Below are 26,285 nucleotides of genomic sequence, written 5' to 3'. Positions count from 1 at the left end.
CGCCCCCACTTTGGCGTGGGCATGGAGCAAAAGCCTCCTTTGGCCGTCTTGCGCCATTTGGGGTATACTGGGGATGAGCATATCGCCTTGCTACCACCTATCCTGCTCGACCCAATTAGTACCGACCTGCTGCTCGCTTGTGACAAAGAGGCTGGTAACGATCTATTGGCCACTTACAGCCAAATAGGTCGAGAGATCCTCTTCTTGCGCTTATTTTGCTTTCACGAAAGAAGCCAAGTTGTTGCTAGCCCTCTTAGAGTTTGGCAATGCGTTCCTATGCTGCTTTTAGTTCCTCCTGCAAGGCGGTTACCTACCTACATAAGGTCTGCATCTCGGTACGTAGAATGTCAGATTCTTCCAGTGTTCAAGTCGTTACTCTCTGTTGCGGCTGGTAGCCTGACGCTTCTGCCATAGTGACCACCCGATGTACCCTACCGCAGTGAGCCATATAACGGCAAAGCTCAACAGTAGAAAAGGATTGCTACTGGCACTACCCCCTGTGGATTCGCTTGCCGGTATTCTTGTCTTGGTTGGAGTGCTTGTAGGCAATGGAGTATCCGTTGGGAAAAGCGTCGGGGCTGGCGTTGGTGTCATGGTTTCCGTTGGAGGAGGCGTGGCAGTCGGCAGCGGCGTTTCAGTTGGTGTTGCGGTCGCCGGAACGGTGGGTGTGGGAGATTGCGTCGGCGACGGAGTTGGCGTGAACGGTTTGGTGGGGGTTGCCGTTGCTTTGGGTGGAGTAACGGACAAGCAAGCATCGTCCCAATAGGACACATTGTAGGCTACGGCAAACTCGGGTTGTCCTTTGGTATAAACGGTAATGTGATCAGCGGCAGCTTTTGCTGTTACCTTCAATTGCACCCAAGCGTCATAGGGCAGCCCTTGCTCGTTGACCCGGCGCGTTTCTCGGTCTATCACCGGGTCGGACCACACCGTTTCCTCGGGAGGCGGGGCACCGAACCCTGCTGGTTCTCGACCATAGGGGTCAATGCCCGCGTAGACGCGATAGTTTCCCGGATGGTTGAGGTCGGAAACCAATTTCCCGTCCGAGGTCGAGGACTCCTGTCCTGTGTATATCTGCACCCAAATGGAGAAAGTAACTGTGCTGCCTTTGGGCACAGCCACGCGTTGGTACATGCCTGCTGTGTGCACAGCATAACTGGAGGAGAATTTTTGCGAGAAGTGGCCCGAATGCACACGGTAAGTTGAAAATCCTAGGCGCGTGATGTCCTCTAGATCAAATTCTGCCTCCTGACTGTAGGGTACGTCACCCCACACGCTCCATGGGCTCCATCCAGTAGCGACGATGGAAGAGGGACGCGTGCCCATTGCGCCAGTATTCCATGAGCCCTCTTCGAAACCAGCATTCGTCAGACGGTTGCCTGGACAGGGTTCTTGGGATAACACAGTAACGGGAGATAAGGCCAGCACAATGAGTGCGAGTGTGATGTAGATGATCTGCCACCTGTGCATGTCGTTCCCTCCTGAGAGAATGGATTGGCATGATTATAATCAGGCTGTGGCTAATAGCCAAGGTCGGCTGGAAAGCCACCCTACTGAGAAGGGCAAATGCCTTATGGAGTGCGCTCAGAGAAAGTCACCTATGTCCCGCGGTGACCTTTACTTTGCTTCTCCGAAGACTTGGGCTTCGAAGCGGTAGAGCATGGCTCCTTTCTGCCACGCATTTGAGGGTAGCCCTGCTTTGAGGCACACCTGTTGTAAAAACTCCTCGCGGTTCCAGCCCCACTCTGTTGCTACCTGAGGCAAAAGCACCCCCGCGTAGGGGCCGCTGATGATATACAACCCATCCCGCCCCACCTGGATTTCCCCCACATCCCGGACATAGTACAAGGGGGAGAGCACAGAGATCTCGATGGTGATATCTACTAGTTCATTTGCTCTGAGCGGAGGGAAACGAGGGTCCTCGGTTGCTGCCGCGATGGCCATCTCTTGCACTGTGCGGTAAAGCTCCTGGTCGCTTGTCATGTGACCAATGCAGCCGCGCAATTGGCCCTTTTTCTCCAGCGTGACAAACGCACCGCTCTTTTGGCGCAATCCGGGTTCGTTTACCTCATATTTGGGAATAGTTCCTTTTTCCAGGTATTGCTGTAGTGTCTCGCGGGCGATACGTAGCAAAGTGGCTTTCTCTTGCTCATTCAGCATCATCGCCTCCTCCTTCCAGAACATAATGGCTCCGTATCCAACTACTTGGTCCTTACTACCGTATGGGGAGTCGCCCGAATTGGCATAGTGGAGCACAGTGGCGCGGTTGGCTCCCAGTTTTTGGGCTACTAACATTGTCGTAAGCACGGCCCCTTCTCCGCATAGCGTGCAGTACAAGTTGTCCACACCTTTGCTGAGCCAATGCTTGGTATTGGTGATGACAGCCTGTGGGTCTAGCGAGGTGATGGCCAGCAGCGTTGCGCGATCTACTTGCACCGCATTATCATAGGTGGGGTAATGAGACATGTCCGTGCTGGCAATGATGAGCGCTTTTTTGCCACGCAGGGCGGTGAACAACGCAGTGCTGAGTGCTTGGCAGTTCTCCCAAGATTGTTGACCCATCAAGACGGGGACAAAGGGAGCCGGGCCATATGCCCGCAGCAGGAAGGGCAGTTCCACTTCGATGGAGTGCTCGGACAACTGCGAGTTGCGATCAGCGATGATGTGCTGTGGGTCAGCGGCCACGATTGTCTCCGCCAATGCACTATCCACCGGCACGAGCCCGATGGGCGTGGAGTAAGCACCTGAGGGCCAGATAGAGATACGCGTGAAATACGGATCGTAATGGTTGCCGGCCACTATCACGATCGCATCGTATTTGCGCCCCTCCAGTTGTTTGAACGCTGTTGCTGCCACTGCGCCGCTATAGATATATCCAGCATGGGGCACTATCAACGCAATAGGTTCCTGGGGTACCTGCTCTGCTTGTTGCAGCAACTGGTCTACCATGGCCTGCAATTCGGCGGGCTCGGCTGGGTAGAACATGCCAGCAACCGCTGGCTTGCGGATATCCTCAGCAGCGATAGCAGTTATCGGGCTAGGACTGGGCGATATGGCTGGTGTGCCGACAAGCGAGGGTGCGGGAGTATGGGGAGTAGAGGTTTGAGGCGCAGCACAGGAGATCAAGGCGATGGCGCACAGAAGCGCACCCAAAACGTAACACTTTGCCGGAAAACCTTTGCATCTACCGGACATCTTATTCATGCTCACGTTTTACTGATAAGCGCCAGGTTGCCTTTTCAATTGATTATGCCTGCGGTTTACCACCTGGCGTGATGCTCTTCAGCCCAGCCAATCACATCGTGGATATGCAGTTCCTCGCCATCGTCGCTGCGCAGCAAGCCGTTATAGCGTCCAAACATTTGGTGTACCTCGCTGTAGAGCAGGAGAAGCTCGCTCCGCGCCGTGCGCTCTTTGAAGGGCACAAATTCTAGGTCCAGACGCCCGTCTGCGGAGCGCATTGTCCATGGGCGCATGAAGTTGCTCGAATCATAGTCGAAGGCGATATCTTCCAACTTGTGAATGCGTCCATTGAGGATGAAGGCGTTTTCCGTTGCGGCGCTGGTGTCGCCAAAGCCATAGCCCATATTCAGACCTAGGGTGCGACCATCGGGTAGAAAACCTGAAGCGCTTGCCCATACCCAGAAACTCTTGTACTCCCAGACGCCACGGCCCCAGTCCAGGTTGCCCAGTGCTTGATTGGGTTGCAGATCAAGGCGGCGCTGCCCGTGTTGCACCCAGCCGACTGCTGGTAGGCAGTTTATCTTGCGGTTATAGTAGAAGCGGCGGCGTCCGATAGGGATGACGATGACCATGGATTCATACTGAGGCGGGCAGTGGAGCGTCACATCAGCGGCAATGCCCTGGCCGCGGTTAAAAGCTGGCCAGTCCACCTGTAGATGACGCTGGTCTTCCTTTAGCTGGAAAGCGATTCGGACGCGGCCATTGTCAAAGTAGGAATCGCCCTGGTCGCTGTTTCTTGCCAGGTGGATGCCTCTGCCCAGCGGCACGATGAGGGTCTCCTCTGCCAAATCTTGCGTGTGGAAATCCAGCATGTAGACAAATACCAACCCGAGGTAGCCAACATGGGATAGCGTCGCAGAGAAGAAAAAGTCGGGCGTGGTGATCCCATAATAGTCCCAGCGCTTGATGCGCAGGAATTGCAGCGCGCGCAAGGGGTAGAAGCGGACGTTCTCCAGATTGCAGTCCAAATACGGTTGCCGTGACCAACCTACCTGCACAAGCTTGCCCTCTGCATCAAGCAGCGGAGATGGCGAGATGATTTCCTTTTGCATGGCCCACCTTCCTTGGTTCCCAGGCGTTGTAACTACATAATAATAGGCGAAAATAGGCAAGCGGTCAAACGGACATGCGCATCAACGAACATGATCACAAATGAACGAATGTGCTGCTCCACGTATTCGTCTCCCATCCCTGACAGCCGAGATTCAAGACAAATCCCTCGTTTGTGTGGGGCAATCAGTGGGGGTAGAATAGAAAACATGGCACGTGTCCTGTGCGTTAATCCTTGGATTTACGACTTTGCCGCTTATAACCTGTGGATCGAGCCGCTGGGGCTGCTGACTGTCGCGGGGGTACTGCGCCAGGCAGGGCATGAGGTGACGCTGCTCGATTGTCTCGACCGGCATCACCCTGTCGCCCCGGCACCGGTATCTGCCCGAGATGCCTATGGCTGTGGCCATTTCGCCAAGGTCGAGCTGCCCAAGCCACAGGTGTTATCTCATGTTCCGCGGCGTTGGGGGCGTTATGGACTGCCTGTGGAGGTTTTTGAGGCAGAGTTAGATGCCCAACCCCGACCCGATGCGGTGCTGGTCACCTCGATGATGACCTACTGGTACCCAGGTCCTTTCGAAGCCATTCGCCGTATCAAGATGCGTTGGCCAGATGTGCCCGTGGCTCTGGGTGGCGTGTATGCCACACTGTGCACCGACCATGCTCGTGCCCATTCTGGAGCGGATGCCGTGATCAGTGGGCCGGGGGAAAGACAGGCGCTGGAGTGGGTGAACGAGGTGACTGGCGAGTCACGCACCCTAACAGTTGCGTCTACGGATGCCCCTCCGGCGCACGATTTGCGTCGCCCACAAGGCTACGTCGCGATCCAGACTGCCCGCGGCTGTCCTTTTCACTGTCCCTATTGCGCGGTGCACCAGATCGTGCCTGGAGGGATTGTGCTGCGCCCAGTAGAGCAGTTAGTGCGGGAAGTAGTCTGGTGCGTCGAGACTCTGGGCGTGCAGGACATTGCTTTCTATGACGATGCCTTGCTGGTGAATGCAGAGCAACATATCCAGCCTATTCTCGATGCGGTGATCGAGCGTGGTATGCGCGTGCGTTTTCACACGCCCAATGGCCTCCATGCGCGGTATATTGACCGCACTCTTGCCAAGAAGATGCGCCGTGCTGGCTTTGTCACCATCCGTCTGGGGCTTGAGACTGTTGACCCTGAAGAGGAGCAGCGCGATGGTGGCAAGGTGGACGAGGCAAGTTTTGCCCAGGCGGTGAAAGCACTACAGGGTGCGGGTTTCACGGCGCGCGAAATATCCGCCTACGTGCTGATTGGGCGACCTGGACAGGATCTGGGAAAGGTACGTGCTACCGTTGCTTTTGCCCATCGCTTGGGCATCCAGGTGCATGCTGCTGAGTTTTCGCCTGTGCCTGGGACAACCGAATGGCAGGCAGCGGTCAGCGCAGGGTGCATTCCAGCAGATGCGGATCCCCTGCTGCACAACAATTCCATCTACCCTTGTGCCGATGTGCAGGCTATGGAGGAACTGAAACGACAGATTCGAGCAGGGAATCAGGCATTGCTTTCTATTTAGGTCTCACTCGGATGGAATGCGTCTCACGCTCCATACTGTGCCGGTAGATGAGCGTCTGGGACTCGCGATCCACTTCGTAATTGCCATCGGATACCTCGACCAGGTAACCATCAGGGTACTGGTAATTGGGCACGAAGATCTCTGTGGGCGCCCGCACGGCCGGATCGTGGCGGAACTCGAATTCGAAAGTGCGGGACTTGTAATTGAAACTCATGCGCAAGGGCTCCCCGGCGGTTGCCTGTGCGTAGGGACGCACGACGGCTGGAAGCGCCCGACCACCAGAGTGGATGTCGCTAGGGTCAGTCTGCTGGTCACGGCTGAAGATAGAGAGATCCTCATCGTTCCACTGGTCGCCATGGACGTTATCGTTGTCGGCAGTGTAATTCCACAGTGTGCAACTGACCAGGTTGGCTTCCATAGTCTGGAAACTGGCATCCATTGCCCGCGTCTGCAGGGAGAAATCACCTGTGCGGTAGGCGCGTTTTCCCTGCATATCGAAGGGGATTCCGAATTCGCCGATGAGCGTGGGGATATTCCCCATTTTACTTGCAGCCTCTGCTTTGATGCGGGCAATCTGCTCGAAGAAGGAGCCTCGTATCCGCCATGGGCCAAGGACGAGTTTGCCCGTGTGAAAGTCCATGGTCAGATAGGAGCGAAAGTGCTTGGTGAACAGGGTCAAGCCGTCGTACCAGTGGGCGGCATTGACCACGTTCGGTGCATCTTCCGGCCCCCAGTGGGGATGTCTCTGGGCTGGCACGCTCTCCAGGAAGATGATCGCGTCAGGAGCAACGGAACGTATTTCCTGGGCATAGCGGTTGAGGAAAGGACGCAGGTGGTCATTGACAAAGTCCACGCGGCGTCCATTGACCTGGGTAAAGTAGTCGGGGCGAAGCAAACGCGGCTTGCTTTCTGCGTCCACGTCCCATACGCCATGCTCCTTCCAAATGCAGTCGTACCCAGGCAACCAAACGCGCACTCCTTGGGGATTGACAAGCCGCTTTTCACGTAACTTGGCTCCGGTGATGCGCATCTCCCATATCCCTACTTCCTGTGGGAAGCCTGCACCCAGCACCATGGACTGGAAAGGCGTCGGCGTTTCCCCCAGCAGCAATGGCCCAGCGTAGTTCAAGTTTGGCCAGCCTATGTACCCAGATGAGGGCTCGTTCAATGTATCGTAGCCCACAACATTGGGCAGGCCCGACAACCGCTGTGCAACTCGTTTCATGGCGTTGATGTAGTGGCGCTGTAGAAAATCTTGCACTGGTTCGCCATCTACTCGGGTGCAAGGGGCGAAGTCGTTGCCGCCGAAGAAGAGAGTGAACATCGTCGCCGCTGCCAGTTTGTTGTAGTTGCTTGGCCAGATCATGGGCGGGAAGGGATCGCCATGAATGGCATGGATGATGGCTGCGCCAGTTTCGGAGAAGCAGGTGACGTCCATGCCCACCGCCTCAAAAGTCCAGCCTGGCGCGCCGTCACCGCCGGACATACGGCTCCAGACATCCTGGTGCGGGTCGATGAACAAGCGGATGCCGTACTCGTCTGCCTTGCGCACTATGGCATAGAGATAGTCCAGGTATTCCTCATCGTAGATGCCTGGGCCTGCGTGCTCCACTGCTTCCCAGGTGACCAGAAAGCGCAAGAAGGTGAATCCCCAGGCACGCAAACGGGAGAAATGCTCATCTGCTTCCCCGAGAGGGAAAGGACGTCCGACGAAGGAGACATTGCGGTGGTCATAGAATCCTTCGCGGATGTGGGTCGCTCCGTTTGGGCGGAATGGCACCTTGCTGCTCCCTCCCAGGTTCACGCCACGCAGGATGAGTGTCCGTCCATGTTCGTCTTTGAACCATGGCCCGTCAGTACGGATCATGTTTCCTCCCCAAATTCATGTTATTTTGGACAAAGCAAAGGGGCATCACTCACAAAAGAACCCCTGTGCACTTATATTGTACTGGGGAATTACCTCGGGTCAATTGCGCATGTTGTTTCACACCATCAAGAACGGTTTGACCATAAGGGTTGGTATCATTAGAATCTGCACGCGGGTTTGATGCTTTGGGCAGCGCTGCCCATGCGCTTTGCAGGCAGTTGCCCAGATATTGCCTTATTTACCCATGAACAATCGCTTGATCAAGGAGCTATCCAGTGAGATATAGTGTATTTCTTCTCTTGATCCTTGTGCTGACATCGTGTGCACAGAGTGCAATGCCGACTGCGACAACCATTCCCACGTTGCTGCCGACCGCGATGTCAAGCATCGCACCCACTGTTCAACTCTCGCCCTCGCCGCAGCCGAATTTCATGGTACATCCCGATGGTGCGCGCATTGAACTGGATCTCTGGGTGGATGACCCCACGCCGACGCTCGGTTCCTATGTCACTGTGCGGGGGAGCATCATTAGGAACGGCGTGCGCCTCGGTGGGCTGATGATGCGGGCGGAGTACCCTGTGAAAGATGGCACCAAGCAGTGCGATGTGCTCATTATCTACGGGGCCGGGGTCTGCACGCTCCCTGTGCGGGACTATGTGCCTGGTGTATTCCTGCCAATTACGGTTACCTTTGACTACGACGGCGTGCGTTATACGGGTCAGACTGGCTTTACCCCGCGACAGCCATAGGAACAAGCATTCGATAGTACTTTCGGTGGTGAAACAATCCTCTCCCTCTCGCACTTAAGATGGCTTCGGGCGCAAGCGCACGCCAGATTTGACAAGGTTGCTATTCTCTGTTAAAATATTAAATGCACACGTGTGCAAAATACCTGGCGTCAAGGATGCAGCCATGGGCGTGTCCATCAAAGAGGTGGCCAAAGCAGCAGGAGTTTCCCATTCCACCGTCTCCCGAGCGCTTAGAGACAGTCCCCTGGTCAACGATGAGACCAAGCGCAGGATACGGCGTCTTGCTGAGGAAATGGGGTATGTACCCAGTGGTGTCGCTCGCGGCCTGGTAACACAGAGCACTCGCACCATCGGTTTGGTTGTTACCACGATTGCTGATCCTTTTGTAGCCGAGATCGTGCGCGGGGTGGAGGAACTAGCGCTGGATCATGGCTACAGCGTGTTCCTCTGCAATTCCAATGCTCAGCCACAACGTGAAGTCGCCGTGGTACGCCTCCTCCACGAGAATCGCGTAGATGGGGTTATCGTAACTTCTTCTCGGGTAGGGGACCTCTATCTCCCTCTGCTCGAAGAGATGAAGGTGCCAGTTGTGCTCATCAATAATCAACGGGCTGGTCGGTATGTCTGGTCCGTAGCCACGGACAACGTCCATGGCGGCTGCTTGGCCACAGAGTACCTGATTGAATTGGGACATAGAAGGATCGGCTATATTGGTGGATCCCCCGAAGTCAGTTCCAATCGCGATCGCCTGCATGGCTATAGGCAGGCATTGAAATCTCATCGGATCCGATATGACCCTCGCTTGGTCACCAGCGGCAATGGTCGGATGGAAGGTGGACAAACGGGGGTACAGAGCTTGCTCTCCTTGCCCCAGCCACCTACTGCCATTTTCTGTTACAACGACATGACGGCTATCGGAGCGCTGAGGGCATTGAAGGAGGCACGAGTGCACGTGCCTCAAGACATGTCCGTGATCGGTTTTGACGACATCGCACTGGCAGCCTATGTTGACCCCTCGCTGACCACGGTAGCCCAGCCAAAGCATGAGATGGGGCAACTAGCTATGCGTATGCTGCTCGAACTGCTCTCAGGGAAGAAGGATGTGCACAATATTGTGCTGCAGGGCGAACTGATTGTGCGGGCTTCGTGTACCCGATGCAAGGAAAATACATAAAAGAGGAGGAAACCCGAGTATGAAGGCACTAGTGCTCAATGCAGAGTGGAAACCCAGAGAAGGGTACATTCTCTCGGATTTCGAGCGCCAAACGGGGAAAGCCATCACTGGCAGCAGTGTTTGGCGAAACCCCCAGCTGAAGGTTCGGGAGGTGGAGCGGCCAATTCCCGGGCCAGACCAGGTTCTGATTCGGGTGAAGGCTTGCGGTGTCTGTGGTTCGGATATCCATTTCTATGAGACGGATGAGCAGGGTTATATCCTCTATCCCGGACTCACCAAATTCCCCACTATTCTGGGGCACGAGTTCTCCGGCGTGGTCGCAGAGGTAGGCAAGCAAGTGAAAGGCTTGGTGCCTGGTGATATGGTCACTGCCGAGGAAATGATCTGGTGTGGTTATTGTACCCCATGCCGTAACGGGTTCCCCAATCATTGCGAAAACCTGGAGGAGATTGGTTTCACCATCCCCGGCGCATTTGCCCAGTACATCGCTATTGGTGCCAAGTACTGCTGGAAGATCAACGATTATAAAACCATCTTCGAAAGCGAAGAGAAAGCCTACGAAGCAGGCGCTTTGACCGAGCCCACATGCGTCACCTACAATGCCATGTTTGAGCGCGCTGGAGGCTTTCGGCCAGGTGCCTATGTTGTTGTGTTTGGCACAGGGCCCATTGGACTGGCCGCGGTGGGTTTAGCCGAAGCAGCCGGCGCTGGGAAGATTATTGCCTTCGAGGTTTCCCCGCAGCGACGGGAACTGGCCAAGAAAGTTGGGGCGGACTATGCGTACGATCCCAGGCAAGTTAAGCCAAGCGAAGCGATCATGGACCTGACCGGGGGACAAGGGGCTGACTTATTTGTAGAGGCTGCTGGTGCTCCTCACTTGACCGTGCCGGAGATGGAGAAAAGCCTGGCCATCAACGGTAAGATCGTGCAAATTGGCCGTGCGGCGCAACGGGTGCCGATTTATCTCGAGACGTTCCAGGTGCGGCGTGGGCAAATCTATGGCTCACAGGGTCATTCCGGCCATGGCAATTTCCCCAATGTCATTCGTCTAGTGGCTTCTGGCCGGTTGGACCTGACGCCTATTATCACGGCGCGCTATGACCTTGACCACGTGGTAGATGCCATTGCCCAATCTGGCGCACGGCAGCATGGCAAGATCATAGTAAAGCCGGATTAGGGGCAGGATATCGGGTCTAAGCAATCTCTTTTCACAGCGGGAGGAGAACATGCCACAGAAAGTTAACGTTGCAGTGATCGGTGCTGGCCGCATTGGCAGGCTGCATGCACAGAATCTGGCTTTCCGTGTCCCCCATGCTCGGCTCATCGCCATCGCAGACATTGCTCTCGAGGCTGCCGAAAAATGCGCTGCAGATTGCCAATGCCCCACTGCTTGCCAAGATTATCGCACCCTGCTGGACAATCCAGACATCGAGGCTGTGATCGTTTGCAGCAGCACGGATACCCATGCGCAGATCGTCGAAGAAGCCGCTGCGGCAGGAAAGCACGTGTTTTGCGAAAAACCGCTCGATTTCAACCTAGCGCGCATTGACCGTGTGCTGGCTGCTGTGGAGAAAGCGGGAGTCAAGCTACAGATTGGCTTCAATCGCCGTTTCGATGCCAATTTCAAGCGCGCGCGCGAACTCGTCGCCGCAGGCGAGATTGGCTCACCTCATATCCTGCGCATCACCAGCCGCGATCCGCAACCACCGCCCATCGAATACGTGAAGCGCTCGGGGGGCATCTTTCTGGACATGACCATCCATGACTTTGACATGGCGCGCTATTTGATGCAAAGCGAAGTAACCGAGTTATATGCCACGGGCGGTGTGATGGTAGACCCAGCGATTGGCAAGGCAGGCGATATTGATACTGCGCTCATCACCCTCCGTTTTGACAGCGGAGCTATCGGCTCCATAGACAACAGCCGTCGAGCGGTGTATGGCTATGATCAACGCGTCGAGGTTTTTGGGTCCGGGGGCGTGGTTATCGTTTCCAACAAAAAACCTGATACGGCGGAGTGGAGCACAGCCACAGGCGTTCATTCTTCGCTGCCTCTGTTCTTCTTCATCGAGCGGTACACGGATTCTTACATTGCTGAGATGCAAGCGTTCATTGAGTGCATTCAGCAGGACAGAGAACCACCCGTTACAGGGCTGGATGCGCGCGTCCCTGTGGTCATGGGTTATGCGGCGGGCAAATCCTATGCCGAGAACCGTCCAGTCAGGTTGAGCGAGATTGATCCAGCAATGGGGAGAGGATAGGTCTTGGATGCGTTATGGCGTCTGTACATGGATATTCGGGGATGAGTCTTTAGCAGAGATAGCGGCCAGGTTAGCGTCCCTTGGCTACGATGGAGTGGAGTTGCTGGGCGATCTCGCGCGTGTTGATGCTCGTGAGGTCAACGCAGTGCTGAATGGACAAGGACTAAAGGTTCTCTCCCTCACACCGGAGAACGTGGATTTAGCCCATCCAGATGACGGCATTCGCCAGGCAGCACTCGACTATTATTGTCGTTTGCTGGACCTGGCCAGCTCGCTGGGGAATCCCATTGTCTGCTGTCATGGTGCGGTGGGACGTGTACGAGCTGTGACGAGTTATTGGGAAGAGCGAGATATCTTTGCGGAGGCAGTGCGCCTCATTGCGCAGCGGGCTCAACAATATGGGCTGAAGATCGCCATGGAGGTGCTCAACCGCTATGAGGCTCATCTACTGAACACAGCGCAGGAGGCGCTGCGCTTCATCGAAGAAGTGGATATGGAAAACGTTGGCATTCTGCTCGATGCCTACCACATGAACATCGAGGAGGCAGATCTGCGCTCAGCTATCCTATCGGTTGGGACGCACCTTTTTCTCTTCCATGCTGCGGATTCCAATCGGCAGGCAGTTGGACGAGGACATACGGACTTTATCGGACTAATGCGCACGCTCCGTGAAGTTGGCTACAATGACTCTATCATCATCGAGTGCACTGCTGCGGGGCCTGATCCGTTCACTCCAGTCAAGGGTCAAGGGTGGCGGGAAGAAGTGTGGGGATATGTGGCGGAATCGCTCGAGTTACTGCGTGCTTATGAGAACATCGTGTGGGGAAAGGAAAGCTAGGGCTATGCTACTAGGTCTCAACGGCGCTACTACAATGAAAGCTGACTTGCCTATGGATATCGCTGCCGCAAGTGCGGCTGGCTTCAAAGCATTGGAGATTTGGGCGGCGAAACTGGATGACTATCTGCGAGATCATCGCTGTGAAGAATTGAGCACGCTCCTCAGTCAGCGTGCGATCCTTCCCGCCAGTATCAATTCGATTGAATTCATCACCTTCCGTCCTGAGCATGAGCATGCGCAGATCACTTCCCGCTGTCAACAACTCTGCGCGTGGGCACATGAGGTGGGATGCGATAAGATCGTGGTAGTACCAAGCCCGACACCCAAAGGCCAAGTCAGCAGGGCGGAGATACGGACGGAATCGGTCAATGTGCTACGGGAACTAGCCGCTATAGCCGAGCCGTATGGAGTCAAATTGGCTTTTGAGTTCTTGGGTTTCCCTTGGTGCTCGGTGCGGACTCTGGAGCAGTGCTGGGAGATTGTTCAGGAAACGGCTCTACCCAATGTAGGTCTTGTGATTGATACCTGCCATTTCTATGCTGGAGACTCGTCTCTAGACTCCATCGCAGAGGTATCGCCCCAAAAAATCTTCATCTTTCATATCAACGATGTAGAAGATCGTCCGAAGGATTCGATTGAGGATGCCTATCGCTTGCTGCCCGGGGAGGGTGTGATCCCGTTGAATGACATCTTAGCGCAGCTCAAGCGAATTGGGTTCGATGGCCTTTGTTCTGTCGAACTGTTTCGTCCAGAGTATTGGGAACGTGAACCAAGTGAACTAGCTGCCGCGGCACGGGCAGCCGCATTGCGTGTGCTAAGCCCGTACTTTGAAGTGGCATAAAAGGCAGAGCAGCCTAAATGGAGAGAATTTGTTACGCTTGTCTGTAGATGCTATAATTGAAAATAGGCAGCAAGACAATGGCCAGAAGGATTTCCCGAGAAAAGTATTACAGGAAAGGAGGTGGGCAGAAAGATAGGGATCATCTGTGGAGGGTTTTTGAGGCTGGGTTTCTAGCCTTACCATTCCAATCTTTCGAGGAGGAAAGCAAATGGGCAACAAAATGTGGAGACTATTCGTTTTGATCTTGGTTGTGGCCGCTCTCGTGGTTTCATGCGCACCATCTCCTACACCTACACCGCAGGTCATTGTCCAAAGGGAGACTCAGGTTGTCAAGGAGACGGTGGTTGTTCCCATCACGCCGACACCCCCACCGCCAGCGCCAACAGAGATCACCATGGTAGATACCAACTCCGGTGCCAATTTCCAATGGTACTGGCAGAACGTGGTCATCCCCTCCATCCAGGAGCAATTGGGGGTGAAAGTTAACTATGTAGTGGGCAGTGAATCAGAGCTGATCGAGCGCATGAAGGCTTGGGAAGCGGGCAAGGGCGATGTGCACTTGCTGTTCGTCAAGCCCGAGCACATTGCCAATATGGTGCAGCAGGGAATCTCCTTGGTCAAGCTATGGCCTGATCTCAAGGGAGAGATCCCGAATCTGACCAAGTGCCGCGAGGATTACCTCGAACTGGCGCAGGGTGTGGACATCCAAGGCACGGGCGCACTCTACTGGCGCAGCCAATATACGCTGATTTATAACACCGAGTACGTCAAGAATCCGCCCAAGTCTTGGAAGGAATTTTACGAGCGGCGTGCAGAGTGGAAGGGTCATATCGGCTGGATGCGCCCCGATTCCAAATCTGGCTCCGGCCGCAGCCTGCCGTACAGCTTCCTCAATGCGTATGTCCCACTCACAGATGCCCAGGACAAGCCCATCCCGTTGGCAGAACTGCAGGCAAAGCCCGAGTTCCAGGAAGCAGTGGACAAACTGAAAGATTTCCTGACTTACTGCAAGATCGCCAACGAGCCAACGAACATGTTTGAGGATTTTAACGCTGGTGATACCTGGATCGCAGTGTACGCTATGGATTATTCTCTGTGGTCTATCAGCCAGGGGACCATGCCGCCAACGCTTGCAGCAGCTGCGCTTAGCGATGGGCTGCCGGCAGGCTCGGATGGCTACCTGGCCATCCCGGGCAATATCTCTGAACCGTACAAGCCTGTGGCCATGAAGGTCATCAATTATCTGCTTTCGGATGACCAGCAGATCCGCCTGATCACCACGATGTGGCAGTATACCGGCACGGAAATCTGGGACAAGATCCCGGATGTCGTCTGGCGCAAGATCCCCAAGTGGGAAGAAGTAGAAGCGTACCGTGTCCGCCTTTCCAACAAAGAGGTTACCGACTGGATCAAGACGGAAGGCCCCAAGGTCCTGCTTGGCCAGTAGCCCTGCGGCCAACGGAGCAGCCTGGGCTGGGGAAACAGCCCAGGCTGCTCTCAAGGGCGCAAGAGGAAAACACTCACTATGCACAATTTCGCCAATAAAAGGCAGAACATTATCACCTTTTTGTTGCTGTCACCTGGATTGGCAGGATTCTTTGGCCTGTTCTTCTACCCCATGGTGGTCACCATAGTCCGTAGTTTTCGTCCTGAAGGACAGGCCTCTGGCTGGACAGTGATGAATTACGCCACCTTTCTCAGCGATCCTGATTTCAGGCGCATCATCTGGCTTACCTTTTTCTTGGCCGTTGCATCCACAATTTTGTCCATCATTCTGTCCGTGCCACTGGCATTGCTGCTGCGACGCAAGCCAGCCGGACATCGTCTGTTTCGTCTGACTATTCTGATACCAATCACCGTGCCTGGTTTGATTGGAGCGCTGGGGCTTTTGCTATTCTGGGGCAGTCGAGGCTGGTTTAACCTGCTCCTGCTTCAAGTGTTTGGGTTCAAAGCCCCGTTGACGGTCAACTATACCTTGGCTGGCTTGGTGATCTTTTACGTATGGCATTATTTCTCCTACACAGCGGTCACTACGCTATCTACGCTGGAGGGGTTGGATCCTGCTTTTGAGGAAGCAGCCAGGGTTGCTGGGGCAACTCCCTGGCAGGTGCTGCGCTATGTCGTGATCCCGCTCATTATGCCGGGCATCCTCTCTGGCTCGGTGCTCACCTTCATGGCTGCCTTTGGTGCGTTCAGCATTCCTCTGATTACAGGCGGGAACTATCGCCCCTTGTCAGTTGCGATTTACAAACAAATTGGGATCTTTATACCAGCACGTTGGTCTGCTGCTAGTGCTATGGCCGTGATCATGGCTACGCTGCAAGTCATTTTCTTAGCCCTGTATATGCGCATCTTGAGGAAGCCTCTGACATGACAACCCTAGCAAGACGTTACTGGCATGCCTTGGTCAATCAGAAAAAAGTCCTTGTCTATACTTTCCTGTGGAGCTTCTTCCTCTGGATTACATCGCCTTTCTTGCTCATTTTGTTCAAGTCCGTAGGAAGGAACTGGTTTGGCAAGCGATGGCTCCCTCCAGAGTTCACGCTGGATTGGTATAGGTGGGCGTTGACCATTGCCAATATCCCGCAAGTGTTGAGCAATACCTTGATCATCGCAGCGATAGCGGTAACTATTTCTACCCTTATTGCTCTGCCGACAGGTTGGGCGCTTGGGCGTCGCAAGGTGCCAGCCAAAGAAGTGCTCACATCCATTATCTTGTTGCCGCGCATGATTCCACCCATAGCGTATGCACTGGGCATTGCCCAGATTTTCTACCGCCTGCACCTGGTGGACACGCACCTTGGGGTTGCTTTGGCACATGTGGCTATTTGCGCTCCTTATGCAATTCTGGTGTTATCCTCTACTTTCGAGGGTTTGGATGAGCGTGTTTTGGAAGCCTCAGCGGTGTGTGGAGCAAACCAACTGCGGACCTTTTTCCATGTTACCCTCCCTATGGTCTTGCCAGGTATCCTGTCGTCCATCATCTTCACCTTCACGACTTCTTACAACGAATTCACCCTGACCTTGATGACCTATGGCCCACACACCATCACTCTGCCTGTGCGTACTTATCTGGCGGTAGGTGAGGGGTACTGGGAAGTGACCAGTGCCCTATCCATTATTCTGATCATTCCCTCCCTATTCGTGCTGTTCATGGTGCAACGGCAGGTACAACCGGAGAAACTGGTGGGAGGGTTCAAGGGAGTATGAGATGAGTGACTATATGATCGTGTTGCAGAACGTAACCAAGCGTTACGGCTCTATAGTCGCCAATGCCAATGTCAATCTCTCGGTCCGGCGCGGCGAATTGATGACTTTGCTGGGTCCGTCCGGCTGTGGGAAGACAACTGCTCTGCGCTGCATCACTGGACAGGTCATGCCAGATGAAGGGCGCGTCTTCATTGATGGAGTGGATGTGACAGATGTACCTACCCATAAGCGCGAACTAGGCATGGTCTTCCAGAATTTTGCCCTGTTCCCACACATGACTGTCTATGAGAATGTCGAGTTCCCGCTGATGATCCGACGCATGTCCCAAGCGCAACGGCGCGAGATGGTGATGAGCGCACTGCACCTGATTCGCATGGAATCCTATGCGCGACACTATCCGCGTCAGCTTTCGGGTGGACAGCAACAACGGGTGGGGTTGGCCAGAGCACTGGTTTATCATCCCAAGGTGCTGCTCCTCGACGAGCCCCTGTCCAATCTGGATGCCAAGCTGCGCGAGGAGATGCGCTTCGAGATCAGAGATTTGATTGGACGTCTGGGCATTACTGCGGTCTATGTGACCCATGACCAAGCAGAAGCCTTAGCCCTTTCCGACCGGGTAGCAGTGATGAATGCAGGTCGTATCGAGCAGGTAGGAACGCCTGATGAAATCTACGAATCGCCTCGCTCCAAGTTCGTGGCTGATTTCATCGGGCTGTCCAATTTCATCCGTGGCCGAGTTCTCTCTTTGGAGCAAGGGATGGCCGTGGTCGCGGTCAATCACATCAAACTGTTGGTGCCTGCTACAGAAGGGACGCAGGTGGGACAGGATCTGTTGGTTTTCATCCGTCCCAACGATGTTCAACTCTTTCCTGCTGATTTTGAGAGACCAGTCAATACATTCGAAGGAGTGGTCAACAAGCTGACGTACTTAGGCGATACGATTGACTACCGCGTGGTTGTGGGTGAAGGGGTACAGGTCAGAGTACAAACCGACGGCAAGGTGCGTTTCAAAGCTGGGGAAACAGTAAAAGTGTGCCTACCAGAGGCATGCTGTCGCGTGATATTAGAATAGACGATGAAACAATACGATGTAGCCTTCATTGGCCATTACACCAAAGACACTATTGTTTCTGCGGCAGGTACGAGAGTTGTAGATGGCGGTGCCTGTAACTATGGCGCCAATGTCGCTGCCAGGATGGGGCTGTATGCCGCTGTCGTTACCCGCTTGGCTAGGGAAAATTTTCATGTAGTAGAAGCGTTAAAGCGCTTGGGCGTGGATGTTTTTGTGCGTTTCACCTCCTTTTCCACTTGTCTGCGCTTGGAATATCCCAGCAACAATGTGGATCAGCGCACCATCTACGTCACCAGTTCTGCCGGTCCATTCACTCCTGAGGAAGTCAAATTCCTACAAGCGCGAGCTATCCTCATTGGCGCATCCATGCGGGGTGAGGTTGGCTTGGACGTCATCCAGGAGCTACGACAGAAGGATACACTCCTCGTCGCTGATGTGCAGAGTTTCATCCGCATAGTGCAGGATGGCGTGCTCGTCCCTGCGCCATGGTCTGAAAAGGAACAGGTGCTCGCTTGCCTCGATGTGCTCAAAGCTGATGCTGTAGAGGCAGAATTGCTGACCGGTGAATCTGACTTGCGGACAGCGGCGCGGATGATTGCGGAACTTGGTCCCCGCGAGATTGTCCTCACCCATCGAGATGGCGTACTGGTCTATGCCGATGGGCAGTTCTATCAGGCCGGTTTTTTCCCACACAAATTAGTTGGCCGCAGTGGGCGGGGTGATACCTGCATTGCCAGCTATGTCTGCAAACGGTTGGCAGCATCCCCACCTGAGGCTACCATCTGGGCAGCTGCTGTGACCAGCTTGAAGATGGAAGCGGAAGGTCCTTTCCGTAGAGACATCGAAGCAGTCAATGCATTAATCCAGACAAGGTATCTGCGGGCTGGCTAATAACCTGCAATCTCTCTTAGGCAATCCTTTCACAATTTACTGGAGTTGTTCTTGGGCTCTGTGAGTCTATGAGATAAGCGATCAAGGATGATTAAAAGGAGGAAGAGAACAATGGGTAAATGGCAAATTCCACCACAGGGTGGGCATATGGAACATGCTAATGGTCTCTATTTCCAGAACATGACAGGGAAAGAGATTGAGCAGCGTCTCAAGACCTGCGACCTCATTATCATTCCTATTGGGTCTACGGAGGCTCATGGGCCACATGCACCTTATGGGGAGGACACCTTTCTAGTCACCCGCATGGCAGAGCAGGTGGCTCTCGCTACTGGCTGCACTATTTCCCAACCGCTGTGGTTTGGCTCGCACCCTTATCATCACGTGGGCATGCCTGGGACGATTGTTGTCCCTGAGGAGTACTTTATTGGCATGTTGAAGGCGATCATGGCTGGCTTTTGGAATGCCGGATTTCGCAAACAGATCCTACTGAATGGCCATGGTCAGGAATACGTAATCCCAACCGCCATTCATCAGTTTGCCAAGACGTTCCAGGTGCCAGGGATTTTCGTCAATGTCAACTGGTACCATGCCATTCCTGCATACCTCAAGACGAAGGGGCAAGGAGGTCCTTACGAGACCAACTTTATCCACGCTGATGAAGTGGAGACTAGCTGGTCGCTGGCACTCTTGCCAGAGTATGTGAAAATGGAGGACGCAGTAGATACCAAGCCACTTGGCTTTCTCCCCGAGGGGCACATTGATAAAGCCGGCAACCTCCTGCAACGCCCTATCGCCTGGTATGGACATGCTGGGTGCGGCCCGATCGAGGTAGCGGCTTATCAACCAGGAGTGGTGGGAAAGGCTACCTTAGCAGACATCGAGAAGGCACGTGCTGGGGTCGAGGCACTTTTGGACTATCTGGAGAAGCTGGTCAAGGATATCATGGCGACCTTCCCACCAGGGAAGTTGCCGCCCGCAGAGATGGTCTCGATGCGTTCAGCGGAAGAGCTGGAAGCGGTGACCAAGCAACCCTTTGAGCAGGGTTGGAGGCATATCTACACCCTGGCCTATCCATTTTAATCGCAATGGCTCGCTTTTCTGCAGACATCGCCGTCATTGGCCATTTCGCCAAGGATGAACTGGTCTTTGGCGGCAATGAAGAGGTCGCCTCCGGCGGTTCGGTCTATTATGGTGCGCTTGCCTTGCGTCGGCTCGGTTTGCAAGTGGCAGTTGTGACGCGGCTGGCGAAAGCAGATTTACCACGCCTAGATGAATTGAGGGCAGCAGGCATCCTGGTTTTTGCCCGGCCTGCAAAGCAGAGTTCAGGTATTCGGAATGTGTATCTCAGCCCAGACATGGACCGACGTGTGTGTACACCCTTGGGCTTTGCTGGGCCATTTCGTCTGACTGATGTGCCTTCCATTGCAGCCAAGATATGGCTGATTGGTCCTATCATGGCTGGCGAGGTGGATATTCCATTCGTACGGGCAATTGCTGAAAGAGGGCCAGTCGCATTGGACGTGCAGGGATTTGTACGAGTGCGTGAAGGAGGCGAACTGGTTTTTAGAGACTGGCCACAAAAGGTGGATGGTCTCTCCTGCGTTCATTTTCTCAAAGCGGACGATGTCGAGGCTCAAGTTCTTACTGGCAAAACTGACCTAAAGGCAGCAGCCAGGGAGTTGGCTGGCTATGGCCCCCGCGAGCTCGTGCTAACCCACGCTGGAGGAGTGTTGGTTTACGCCGATGGGATGGAATACGAAGCACCATTCACACCAAGGGAACTGAAAGGCAGGACAGGGCGCGGGGATACGTGCTTTGCAGCCTATCTGGCTCGGAGGCTGACCTCTTCGCCTGCAGAGGCATGTTGCTTTGCTGCTCTTGTTACTTCGTTGAAGATGGAAAATCCAGGGCCTTTCAAGGGATTTGTAGATGAAATGTAGCATTGTCCTTTCTACGCAACGGACTGCCTTCGAGGGCGTAGCCTACAAGGGCGAGTGGGAGCAAAATGCCGCGAAAATGGCGCACTTGGGCTACGATGGTGTCGAGCTGGCAGTGCGTGACCCTAGCTTGCTTGACGTAACTCATGTGCAACAGGTGTTGTGCCGGCTTCATCTGGAGGTACCGGCTATTGGTACAGGCCAGGCCTACGGCGAAGAGGGACTCTCCTTCACTGACCCGCAGGAAAAGGTGCGACGGCGGGCAGTCGAGCGCGTCAAAAAGCATATCGATTTTGCCCGAACCTTGCAAGCCATGGTCATCATTGGACTAATTCGAGGACAGGTGCAGAAAGGCATCTCGCGTGAGCAAGCAATGGAGTGGCTAATTACTGCCCTTGCTGAGTGCGCTCAGTACGCCATGCCAAATGTTCACCTTGTACTGGAGCCACTCAACCGCTATGAAACAAACCTGATCAATACCGTAGCCGAGGGTTTGGAGTGCATCCAGACGATTGGCGCAGGCAACATTGGGTTGCTTTTCGACACCTTTCACGCGAATATCGAAGAAGTCTCACTTGAAGAAGCGATGCGCTTGGCAGGTGGTCGCCTTCTCCATGTACACGTGGCTGATTCCAACCGCTGGTATCCCGGTGCAGGGCATATTGATTTTGCCAAGGTGATTGCGGTATTGCGGGAGATTGGCTATAATGGTGGATATCTTTCCGTTGAAGCCATGCCAAAGCCCGATGCAGATACCTGTGCCCAGCGTGCGCTTGCCACGCTGCGCAGCTTATGCATCTAACATCGGCGATAAGGAGAAGGCATTGACTATCTACCCGGCGGTTGTTCTGGTTGTTGCTGCTCTTATTTTTGGTTTTCTGAATGGAGTCCAAGACGCAGGCAATGTTGTGGCTACAGCCATTTCATCCCGCTCCATGAACTGGCGCCAAGCCTTGGTGTTAAATGCTATAGCCCACTTTTGTGGACCTTTCCTTTTTGGCGTAGCGGTGGCTACTACGATAGGACAGGGGCTAGTTGCCCCAAACACTTGGACGGCTCCCGTTATCTTGGCTGCCTTGCTCGCCGCCATTCTCTGGAGTCTGATTACCTGGTTCTTTGGCATCCCCTCTAGTTCCTCGCACGGTTTGATTGGAGGGATACTGGGTGCGGTAAGCGTGGATTTCGGCCTAGGTGGAATCCAAATGCATGGGTTGATGAAGGTAATGATCGCTTTGTTCCTCTCACCCATCCTAGGTCTGGTGGTGGGTCGCCAGTTGATGCAGTTGATCCTTTTTCTGGCGCGCGAGGCTTCGCCTGGGATTAACCAGGTATTCAAGCGTTTGCAAACTTTCACTACTTTGATTCTGGCTCTGACTCATGGTGCCAACGATGCTCAGAAGACCATGGGCATCATCGCCGGGAGTTTAGTTGCCTGTGGCTACCAATCGGAGTTCAGTGTGGCACGGTGGGTAGTGGCTGTATCTGCTGGAGCGATGGCTTTAGGCTCGATGTTTGGTGGCTGGCGTGTGATCAAAACTGTGGGGAGCAAGTTCTACAAGATAAGGCCAGTGCATAGTTGCGCTGCTCAACTTAGCTCGGCGATGGTGATCCTTGGCGCTGCTCTCCTAGGAGTACCGGTGAGCACTACCCAGGTGGTCAATTCAGCCACGGTGGGTGTCGGTTCGGCTGGACGTCTATCCCGAGTGCGTTGGAAGATAGTCAGGGGTATTCTGTTGACCTGGGTTCTTACTATCCCGGCCACAACGCTGTTGGCTGCTCTCATTTACCGCCTGATAAGCCGACTTCTCAGAGCCTGGTAAGTGGGGATTGCCTTTGGACAACGTAATCAGAGGAGCTATTCCTACAAAAGGGGAAAGCTATGAGATTGAGGGAACTTTTCAAACCGCGCCAGGATAGATTTGTACAATTGCTCACTGCACAGGCTGCTAAGACTCTAGAGGGGATGGAAGCTCTGGAAGCGTATATGAAGGATGGGAATGAGGAGACAGCTAAAAAGGTTGTTAAGATGGAGAAGGAAGCTGATGAACTCAGGCGCATCCTTATTGAGGAACTCAACCGCACCTTCGTTACCCCATTTGATCGCGAGGATATCTTTGCTTTATCTCGCGCTATTGACGATGTCGTAGACTACGCGGCTACAACCGTGGAGGAAATGGCTATCTTCAAGGTAGAACCAAACGAGTATCTGCAGAAGATGACGGCTGTCCTGAGAGAAGCAGCGGAGAAGCTTCATCTCAGCGTTATGCGGTTAGAGGATTATCCCCAAGTAGCTCTCGATCACGCTACCCGGGCCAAGAAGCTAGAAAACCAAGCAGAGCACATCTATCGCGAAGCCCTGGCTAAACTCTTCGAGGGGCCTGAAGATGTGCATCATGTGGTGTACATGTTCAAGATGAGAGAAATCTACCGGCACCTGAGCAATGCCGCTGACCGAGGCGACGAGGCAGCTGATGTCGTTGCAGATATAGTGGTGAAGATGATGTAGACGTTTGAATTGGCTAGCGCGAGCTGTCAGATACCAAACAGACGATGCTTGCGCGTGGGCAAATAATGCTCGGAGAGAAACTTTAATGGCTTCTCGGCAAGGGTGAAACTTTCGGCCAGCTTGTCAAGGACTTGTCTTAGATCCATGAAGATGGCTGCTTCGTGTTGCGCAGCCAGGCGGTAGAATTGCTTTCCTTCCTCTTCGTATCCTTCCAAATCCCTTTTGCTCTTGCTCCGCAGGCTTTCCAGCGTCGGTGAACTAACCTGGATGCATTCAGGAAACATACCGGTGATGAAGAGGCAGACATCGGCGATGCGCTTGTACAACGAGAAGCGATAACCCTCTTCGACGGATTGGCAGAGTCGGATGAGGCTATCCACGTCGAGCTCGTTGAACCGGTATTTGAACCATACTCCTTTGCGTACGCGAACAGGCCACGTGTAACTCTCGATACGAGTGAAGGAAGCCAGCATCTCAGCCAAGTAATTGCACATTTCCCTGTCTTCGAGCAGGTCCACAACCTGCTCGGTGTCAAAGACCGGGATTTTCTGGCGTGACCTTAATTCAATTGTATAGCTTGCTTTCCGCAGATCTTTGCGGGCTTGTCTGAGCAGTACACTGAAGAAAAGCTTGGGTGTGATGTGCGGCAGGATTTCTTCATCGCTCATCACCCGCGTGAAGAGCCTCTCATCGCCCAGCATCGCTTCGATAAAGTCTTCGTCTTCCTGTATCACCTCAACCAAATATTCTTTATCACTACGCTGGGGAAGGAGGGTCTCTATTATGAACAAAATATCCCGTTTAGGAAGGATTGGACGCTTTTTGTCCATACCTTCGCACCTATCTCTGATATGAGATGATAAATGATGAAAAAGTCTATCTGCTCGTGGCTATATCCCAAGCCGCGTCAGTAGCCTTCGAGAGCTCACTCTAGCGCTTTGACCACAGCATTGGCAAATTGCTCGGCCACTGAATGATCTTGGGCAGTGATCATTTTCTCGTCAACTTCCAACGGGCGCCCAGTATAGGTTGCACCACTGCTCACCAGCCAACGGGCCACTTCGATGGGGCCTGTCACCCGCTTTTTTTCTACGGCGCCGGCCAATCCTAGGATTGCCGTAGCGTTGCCAATTGCCCCCAGGACCTTGTACTTAACGTCCTTGGCCAGTTGGCGTGCTTTATCGTAATCGAAGAGAAGGGTAGCTCCGTCTCCACCTACAAAGATAAAAGCGTCATAGTCGTAGGATTTGACATCATCCACTTTTACATCCACGGGAACTGCAATGCCCTGTGAACCTCGTATGACTCCTACTCCCAAGGAGGCGACCTTAACGGTGTGCGACTGCCACTCCAAAGCCCTTCGGATCGCCTCGTAGTAGTTGTCATCGAAATCCCGTGGAGGCATGATCAAAAGGACTTTTTTCCCTGCCATATCCGAAGTTCACCCTCCTGGCAAAGCCATGTTTTTCAGACTCATATAACATATACTTAACTCTGCGCATTTTGGCAAGTTGACAGTTCCAACATGAACAGAGTGAAAAACAGCATTGAAGAATCTATGTATAACTGAGACAGCTTAGTTCCAGTTACGCGCGATGCTGAGGTGCGACCTCAGCACGACTCAAAGAGGAATCGGTTCAACGCTTGGTCGGTGTTTGGAGGCCTGACAAATAGGCTTGGGGGTTCGTTAGGTCAGCAAGCAAGTTTTTCACTTGCCTCAGCGCAGAGGTCTGGATGCGCCCCGAACGAATGCGTTCTTTGAGCTCCGATATACTCATCATGGTGCTAGCATAGAGCCGTGCCATGTTCTCGTAGAACTGTTTTGTGGGCAATCTGGTCGGCAGGACACTGTGTAGGAAGTCGAACAGCTCATAGTTGCGGGTGGTTAGCTCGTTCAGCTTTTCTTTAAAGAACTCTGTCCCAGGCAGTGGAGTAAGGATGGTGAATTGCGGGAAGGTGATCTTCAGTCTGCGCACATACTCGATAAGGGCATCGAAATCAGACCTCTTCCATTGCGGGTCAACGATAAAGGCTCCCCATATATCTACTGCATTCGCGTGTAGGATGTGCGCGGCCTCCTCATTAATACGAACAGAGCTCCTTTTGCTCAGGCCGTTCAATTCTTCCTGCCGAAACTTTTCAAAGCCCACCAATACGGTCATGAGTCCTATTTCTGCCCATTTTTCGATAATATCGGGGCGGCTAACAATGCTGTCACTCCGCGCCTGCATCCAGAATTTGGCTTTTATCCCTGCAGCCTTGATCAGTTCGTAAATACGCTCCGCACGCGGCAAATTCTGTAAGAAGTTGTCATCTACAAAAGCAACCACATCTGTTATCGCATTCTTTAGCTCTTCCAGCACCCGCTCTGGCGACTTGGAGCGACATCTCCGTCGGTGGAAAGTCCAGACAGAGCAGAATTTGCAGCGGTATGGACATCCCCTAGCCGTCTCAACTGGACAAGGTGAGGCCCAAAATTGAAAGAAGTAGTCCTTTCGATATTGATCCACCAGATGGCGAGCTGGCAGCGGTGATTCGTCAAGCACGATCAAGGGCCTGGGTGCAGTGCGCACCTGGGCACCATATTGACGATAAATGATCCCAGGTACCCGGCGATAATCCAGACCTCTGGAGACAGCTTCAACTAATTGTGGAAAAGTCGCTTCGCCTTCGCCAACCACTATCGCGTCAATCTCATCGTGGTCGAAATCTTCAGGACAGAGCGTGGCATGGTAACCGCCTACCACGGTGAAGATGCCAGGGTCAAAGGCTTTCACTTCTCGGCAGATGGATAACATGCGTGGCACATTGGTCGTATAACCAGTCACCCCTACCATTTGCGGCGCAAACTGCGCTACGGCTTCCTCCAGGTTAGGTTCGATGCGCAGGTCCAATATCCTGACTTCGTGGTCAGGGATAGTGGCTGCCAGAATCTCGAGCGCCAAGGGTTCAGCACGCGCCAGCCTTGTGAAACCCACCAGGCTTGGGGGATCCTCAGGCTGAACAAGCAATACTTTCATTTTTCTCCTTGTCAAGTTTTTCTCTTTCCCGCGCTTTTGCTCGGCTAAGGCTATGATACGGCGGGGCAATGATACTTCTACT

Annotated in this window: 24 protein-coding genes; 17 read left to right on the top strand and 7 right to left on the bottom strand. The window is 53.8% G+C overall.

Going from position 1 to position 26,285, the window contains the following annotated elements; genetic code table 11:
* Nucleotides 1-372 precede the first annotated feature (372 nt).
* The 3 genes from H5T67_00985 to H5T67_00975 form a co-directional block, all read right to left on the bottom strand.
* The gene (locus tag H5T67_00985) at nt 373-1,470 is read right to left on the bottom strand and encodes a hypothetical protein (GenBank protein ID MBC7243894.1); all 1,098 of its coding nucleotides are present in this window, start codon (nt 1,468-1,470) and stop codon (nt 373-375) included.
* 147 nt (nt 1,471-1,617) lie between these two features.
* Nucleotides 1,618-3,195: an AmmeMemoRadiSam system protein B gene (amrB, locus tag H5T67_00980; protein ID MBC7243893.1), complete on the bottom strand. Its 1,578-nt coding sequence runs from the start codon at nt 3,193-3,195 to the stop codon at nt 1,618-1,620.
* Nucleotides 3,196-3,260: 65 nt separating this feature from the next.
* Entirely contained in the window at nt 3,261-4,295 is a 1,035-nt protein-coding gene (locus tag H5T67_00975; protein MBC7243892.1) for a DUF2804 domain-containing protein, read from the bottom strand.
* Nucleotides 4,296-4,502: 207 nt separating this feature from the next.
* On the opposite strand from H5T67_00975, the gene H5T67_00970 reads away from it, so the two are divergent.
* Nucleotides 4,503-5,837, top strand: coding sequence for a B12-binding domain-containing radical SAM protein (locus tag H5T67_00970; protein ID MBC7243891.1), 1,335 nt, complete (start codon nt 4,503-4,505; stop codon nt 5,835-5,837).
* Here H5T67_00970 and H5T67_00965 read toward each other — a convergent pair.
* Nucleotides 5,830-7,704 carry a cellulase family glycosylhydrolase gene (locus tag H5T67_00965; protein MBC7243890.1) on the bottom strand — a complete coding sequence of 625 codons (1,875 nt, stop codon included), beginning with the start codon at nt 7,702-7,704 and terminating at the stop codon, nt 5,830-5,832. The genes H5T67_00970 and H5T67_00965 overlap by 8 nt on opposite strands.
* A gap of 275 nt (nt 7,705-7,979) precedes the next feature.
* On the opposite strand from H5T67_00965, the gene H5T67_00960 reads away from it, so the two are divergent.
* The 16 genes from H5T67_00960 to H5T67_00885 all read left to right on the top strand — a co-directional run bounded on the left by H5T67_00960 (nt 7,980) and on the right by H5T67_00885 (nt 23,183).
* Entirely contained in the window at nt 7,980-8,453 is a 474-nt protein-coding gene (locus tag H5T67_00960; protein ID MBC7243889.1) for a hypothetical protein, read from the top strand.
* 163 nt (nt 8,454-8,616) lie between these two features.
* Nucleotides 8,617-9,627: a LacI family DNA-binding transcriptional regulator gene (locus H5T67_00955; GenBank protein MBC7243888.1), complete on the top strand. Its 1,011-nt coding sequence runs from the start codon at nt 8,617-8,619 to the stop codon at nt 9,625-9,627.
* 19 nt (nt 9,628-9,646) lie between these two features.
* Entirely contained in the window at nt 9,647-10,804 is a 1,158-nt protein-coding gene (locus H5T67_00950; protein MBC7243887.1) for an alcohol dehydrogenase catalytic domain-containing protein, read from the top strand.
* 49 nt (nt 10,805-10,853) lie between these two features.
* Complete coding sequence (gene iolG, locus H5T67_00945) at nt 10,854-11,888, top strand: inositol 2-dehydrogenase (protein ID MBC7243886.1); 1,035 nt, start codon at nt 10,854-10,856, stop codon at nt 11,886-11,888.
* 7 nt (nt 11,889-11,895) lie between these two features.
* Complete coding sequence (locus H5T67_00940) at nt 11,896-12,726, top strand: sugar phosphate isomerase/epimerase (GenBank protein ID MBC7243885.1); 831 nt, start codon at nt 11,896-11,898, stop codon at nt 12,724-12,726.
* A 4-nt stretch (nt 12,727-12,730) separates the two neighbouring features.
* Nucleotides 12,731-13,567 carry a sugar phosphate isomerase/epimerase gene (locus tag H5T67_00935; GenBank protein ID MBC7243884.1) on the top strand — a complete coding sequence of 279 codons (837 nt, stop codon included), beginning with the start codon at nt 12,731-12,733 and terminating at the stop codon, nt 13,565-13,567.
* Nucleotides 13,568-13,775: 208 nt separating this feature from the next.
* Nucleotides 13,776-15,014 (top strand): extracellular solute-binding protein, encoded by a 1,239-nt coding sequence (locus H5T67_00930; GenBank protein ID MBC7243883.1) that lies wholly within the window; start codon nt 13,776-13,778, stop codon nt 15,012-15,014.
* A gap of 78 nt (nt 15,015-15,092) precedes the next feature.
* Nucleotides 15,093-15,941 carry an iron ABC transporter permease gene (locus H5T67_00925; protein MBC7243882.1) on the top strand — a complete coding sequence of 283 codons (849 nt, stop codon included), beginning with the start codon at nt 15,093-15,095 and terminating at the stop codon, nt 15,939-15,941.
* A complete protein-coding gene (locus tag H5T67_00920; protein MBC7243881.1) occupies nt 15,938-16,777 on the top strand; it encodes an ABC transporter permease in 840 nt (279 codons plus the stop codon). The genes H5T67_00925 and H5T67_00920 overlap by 4 nt, the downstream gene beginning before the upstream one ends.
* Nucleotide 16,778: 1 nt before the next feature.
* Nucleotides 16,779-17,849 carry an ABC transporter ATP-binding protein gene (locus H5T67_00915; protein MBC7243880.1) on the top strand — a complete coding sequence of 357 codons (1,071 nt, stop codon included), beginning with the start codon at nt 16,779-16,781 and terminating at the stop codon, nt 17,847-17,849.
* A 3-nt stretch (nt 17,850-17,852) separates the two neighbouring features.
* Nucleotides 17,853-18,740, top strand: a complete 888-nt coding sequence (locus H5T67_00910; protein ID MBC7243879.1) for a hypothetical protein — start codon at nt 17,853-17,855, stop codon at nt 18,738-18,740.
* Nucleotides 18,741-18,851: 111 nt separating this feature from the next.
* On the top strand, nt 18,852-19,820 hold the full coding sequence (locus H5T67_00905) for a creatininase family protein (protein MBC7243878.1): 969 nt from the start codon (nt 18,852-18,854) through the stop codon (nt 19,818-19,820).
* A complete protein-coding gene (locus tag H5T67_00900; protein ID MBC7243877.1) occupies nt 19,784-20,680 on the top strand; it encodes a carbohydrate kinase in 897 nt (298 codons plus the stop codon). The genes H5T67_00905 and H5T67_00900 overlap by 37 nt, the downstream gene beginning before the upstream one ends.
* Nucleotides 20,670-21,479 carry a sugar phosphate isomerase/epimerase gene (locus H5T67_00895; protein ID MBC7243876.1) on the top strand — a complete coding sequence of 270 codons (810 nt, stop codon included), beginning with the start codon at nt 20,670-20,672 and terminating at the stop codon, nt 21,477-21,479. Before H5T67_00900 ends, H5T67_00895 begins: the two co-directional genes overlap by 11 nt.
* A complete protein-coding gene (locus H5T67_00890) occupies nt 21,385-22,497 on the top strand; it encodes an inorganic phosphate transporter (GenBank protein ID MBC7243875.1) in 1,113 nt (370 codons plus the stop codon). Before H5T67_00895 ends, H5T67_00890 begins: the two co-directional genes overlap by 95 nt.
* Before the next feature lie 59 nt (nt 22,498-22,556).
* Nucleotides 22,557-23,183, top strand: a complete 627-nt coding sequence (locus H5T67_00885) for a DUF47 family protein (protein MBC7243874.1) — start codon at nt 22,557-22,559, stop codon at nt 23,181-23,183.
* Nucleotides 23,184-23,209: 26 nt separating this feature from the next.
* On the opposite strand, the gene H5T67_00880 is transcribed toward H5T67_00885, so the two are convergent.
* The 3 genes from H5T67_00880 to H5T67_00870 all read right to left on the bottom strand — a co-directional run bounded on the left by H5T67_00880 (nt 23,210) and on the right by H5T67_00870 (nt 26,203).
* Nucleotides 23,210-24,013: a hypothetical protein gene (locus H5T67_00880; protein ID MBC7243873.1), complete on the bottom strand. Its 804-nt coding sequence runs from the start codon at nt 24,011-24,013 to the stop codon at nt 23,210-23,212.
* 95 nt (nt 24,014-24,108) lie between these two features.
* On the bottom strand, nt 24,109-24,615 hold the full coding sequence (locus tag H5T67_00875; GenBank protein MBC7243872.1) for a DJ-1/PfpI family protein: 507 nt from the start codon (nt 24,613-24,615) through the stop codon (nt 24,109-24,111).
* Nucleotides 24,616-24,820: 205 nt separating this feature from the next.
* Nucleotides 24,821-26,203, bottom strand: coding sequence for a cobalamin B12-binding domain-containing protein (locus H5T67_00870; GenBank protein MBC7243871.1), 1,383 nt, complete (start codon nt 26,201-26,203; stop codon nt 24,821-24,823).
* Nucleotides 26,204-26,285: the final 82 nt, after the last annotated feature.

Source organism: Chloroflexota bacterium, from assembly GCA_014360905.1.
GTDB lineage: Bacteria > Chloroflexota > Anaerolineae > UBA2200 > UBA2200 > JACIWX01.
This window is presented reverse-complemented; position numbering and strand designations above follow the sequence as displayed.

Coding starts and splice junctions, on each gene's coding strand:
- H5T67_00985 (MBC7243894.1), bottom strand. CDS start 1,470: ATGCACAGGTGGCAGATCATCTACATCACACTCGCACTCATTGTGCTG.
- amrB (MBC7243893.1), bottom strand. CDS start 3,195: ATGTCCGGTAGATGCAAAGGTTTTCCGGCAAAGTGTTACGTTTTGGGT.
- H5T67_00975 (MBC7243892.1), bottom strand. CDS start 4,295: ATGCAAAAGGAAATCATCTCGCCATCTCCGCTGCTTGATGCAGAGGGC.
- H5T67_00970 (MBC7243891.1), top strand. CDS start 4,503: ATGGCACGTGTCCTGTGCGTTAATCCTTGGATTTACGACTTTGCCGCT.
- H5T67_00965 (MBC7243890.1), bottom strand. CDS start 7,704: ATGATCCGTACTGACGGGCCATGGTTCAAAGACGAACATGGACGGACA.
- H5T67_00955 (MBC7243888.1), top strand. CDS start 8,617: ATGGGCGTGTCCATCAAAGAGGTGGCCAAAGCAGCAGGAGTTTCCCAT.
- H5T67_00950 (MBC7243887.1), top strand. CDS start 9,647: ATGAAGGCACTAGTGCTCAATGCAGAGTGGAAACCCAGAGAAGGGTAC.
- iolG (MBC7243886.1), top strand. CDS start 10,854: ATGCCACAGAAAGTTAACGTTGCAGTGATCGGTGCTGGCCGCATTGGC.
- H5T67_00940 (MBC7243885.1), top strand. CDS start 11,896: ATGCGTTATGGCGTCTGTACATGGATATTCGGGGATGAGTCTTTAGCA.
- H5T67_00935 (MBC7243884.1), top strand. CDS start 12,731: ATGCTACTAGGTCTCAACGGCGCTACTACAATGAAAGCTGACTTGCCT.
- H5T67_00930 (MBC7243883.1), top strand. CDS start 13,776: ATGGGCAACAAAATGTGGAGACTATTCGTTTTGATCTTGGTTGTGGCC.
- H5T67_00925 (MBC7243882.1), top strand. CDS start 15,093: ATGCACAATTTCGCCAATAAAAGGCAGAACATTATCACCTTTTTGTTG.
- H5T67_00920 (MBC7243881.1), top strand. CDS start 15,938: ATGACAACCCTAGCAAGACGTTACTGGCATGCCTTGGTCAATCAGAAA.
- H5T67_00915 (MBC7243880.1), top strand. CDS start 16,779: ATGAGTGACTATATGATCGTGTTGCAGAACGTAACCAAGCGTTACGGC.
- H5T67_00910 (MBC7243879.1), top strand. CDS start 17,853: ATGAAACAATACGATGTAGCCTTCATTGGCCATTACACCAAAGACACT.
- H5T67_00905 (MBC7243878.1), top strand. CDS start 18,852: ATGGGTAAATGGCAAATTCCACCACAGGGTGGGCATATGGAACATGCT.
- H5T67_00895 (MBC7243876.1), top strand. CDS start 20,670: ATGAAATGTAGCATTGTCCTTTCTACGCAACGGACTGCCTTCGAGGGC.
- H5T67_00890 (MBC7243875.1), top strand. CDS start 21,385: ATGGTGGATATCTTTCCGTTGAAGCCATGCCAAAGCCCGATGCAGATA.
- H5T67_00885 (MBC7243874.1), top strand. CDS start 22,557: ATGAGATTGAGGGAACTTTTCAAACCGCGCCAGGATAGATTTGTACAA.
- H5T67_00880 (MBC7243873.1), bottom strand. CDS start 24,013: ATGGACAAAAAGCGTCCAATCCTTCCTAAACGGGATATTTTGTTCATA.
- H5T67_00875 (MBC7243872.1), bottom strand. CDS start 24,615: ATGGCAGGGAAAAAAGTCCTTTTGATCATGCCTCCACGGGATTTCGAT.
- H5T67_00870 (MBC7243871.1), bottom strand. CDS start 26,203: ATGAAAGTATTGCTTGTTCAGCCTGAGGATCCCCCAAGCCTGGTGGGT.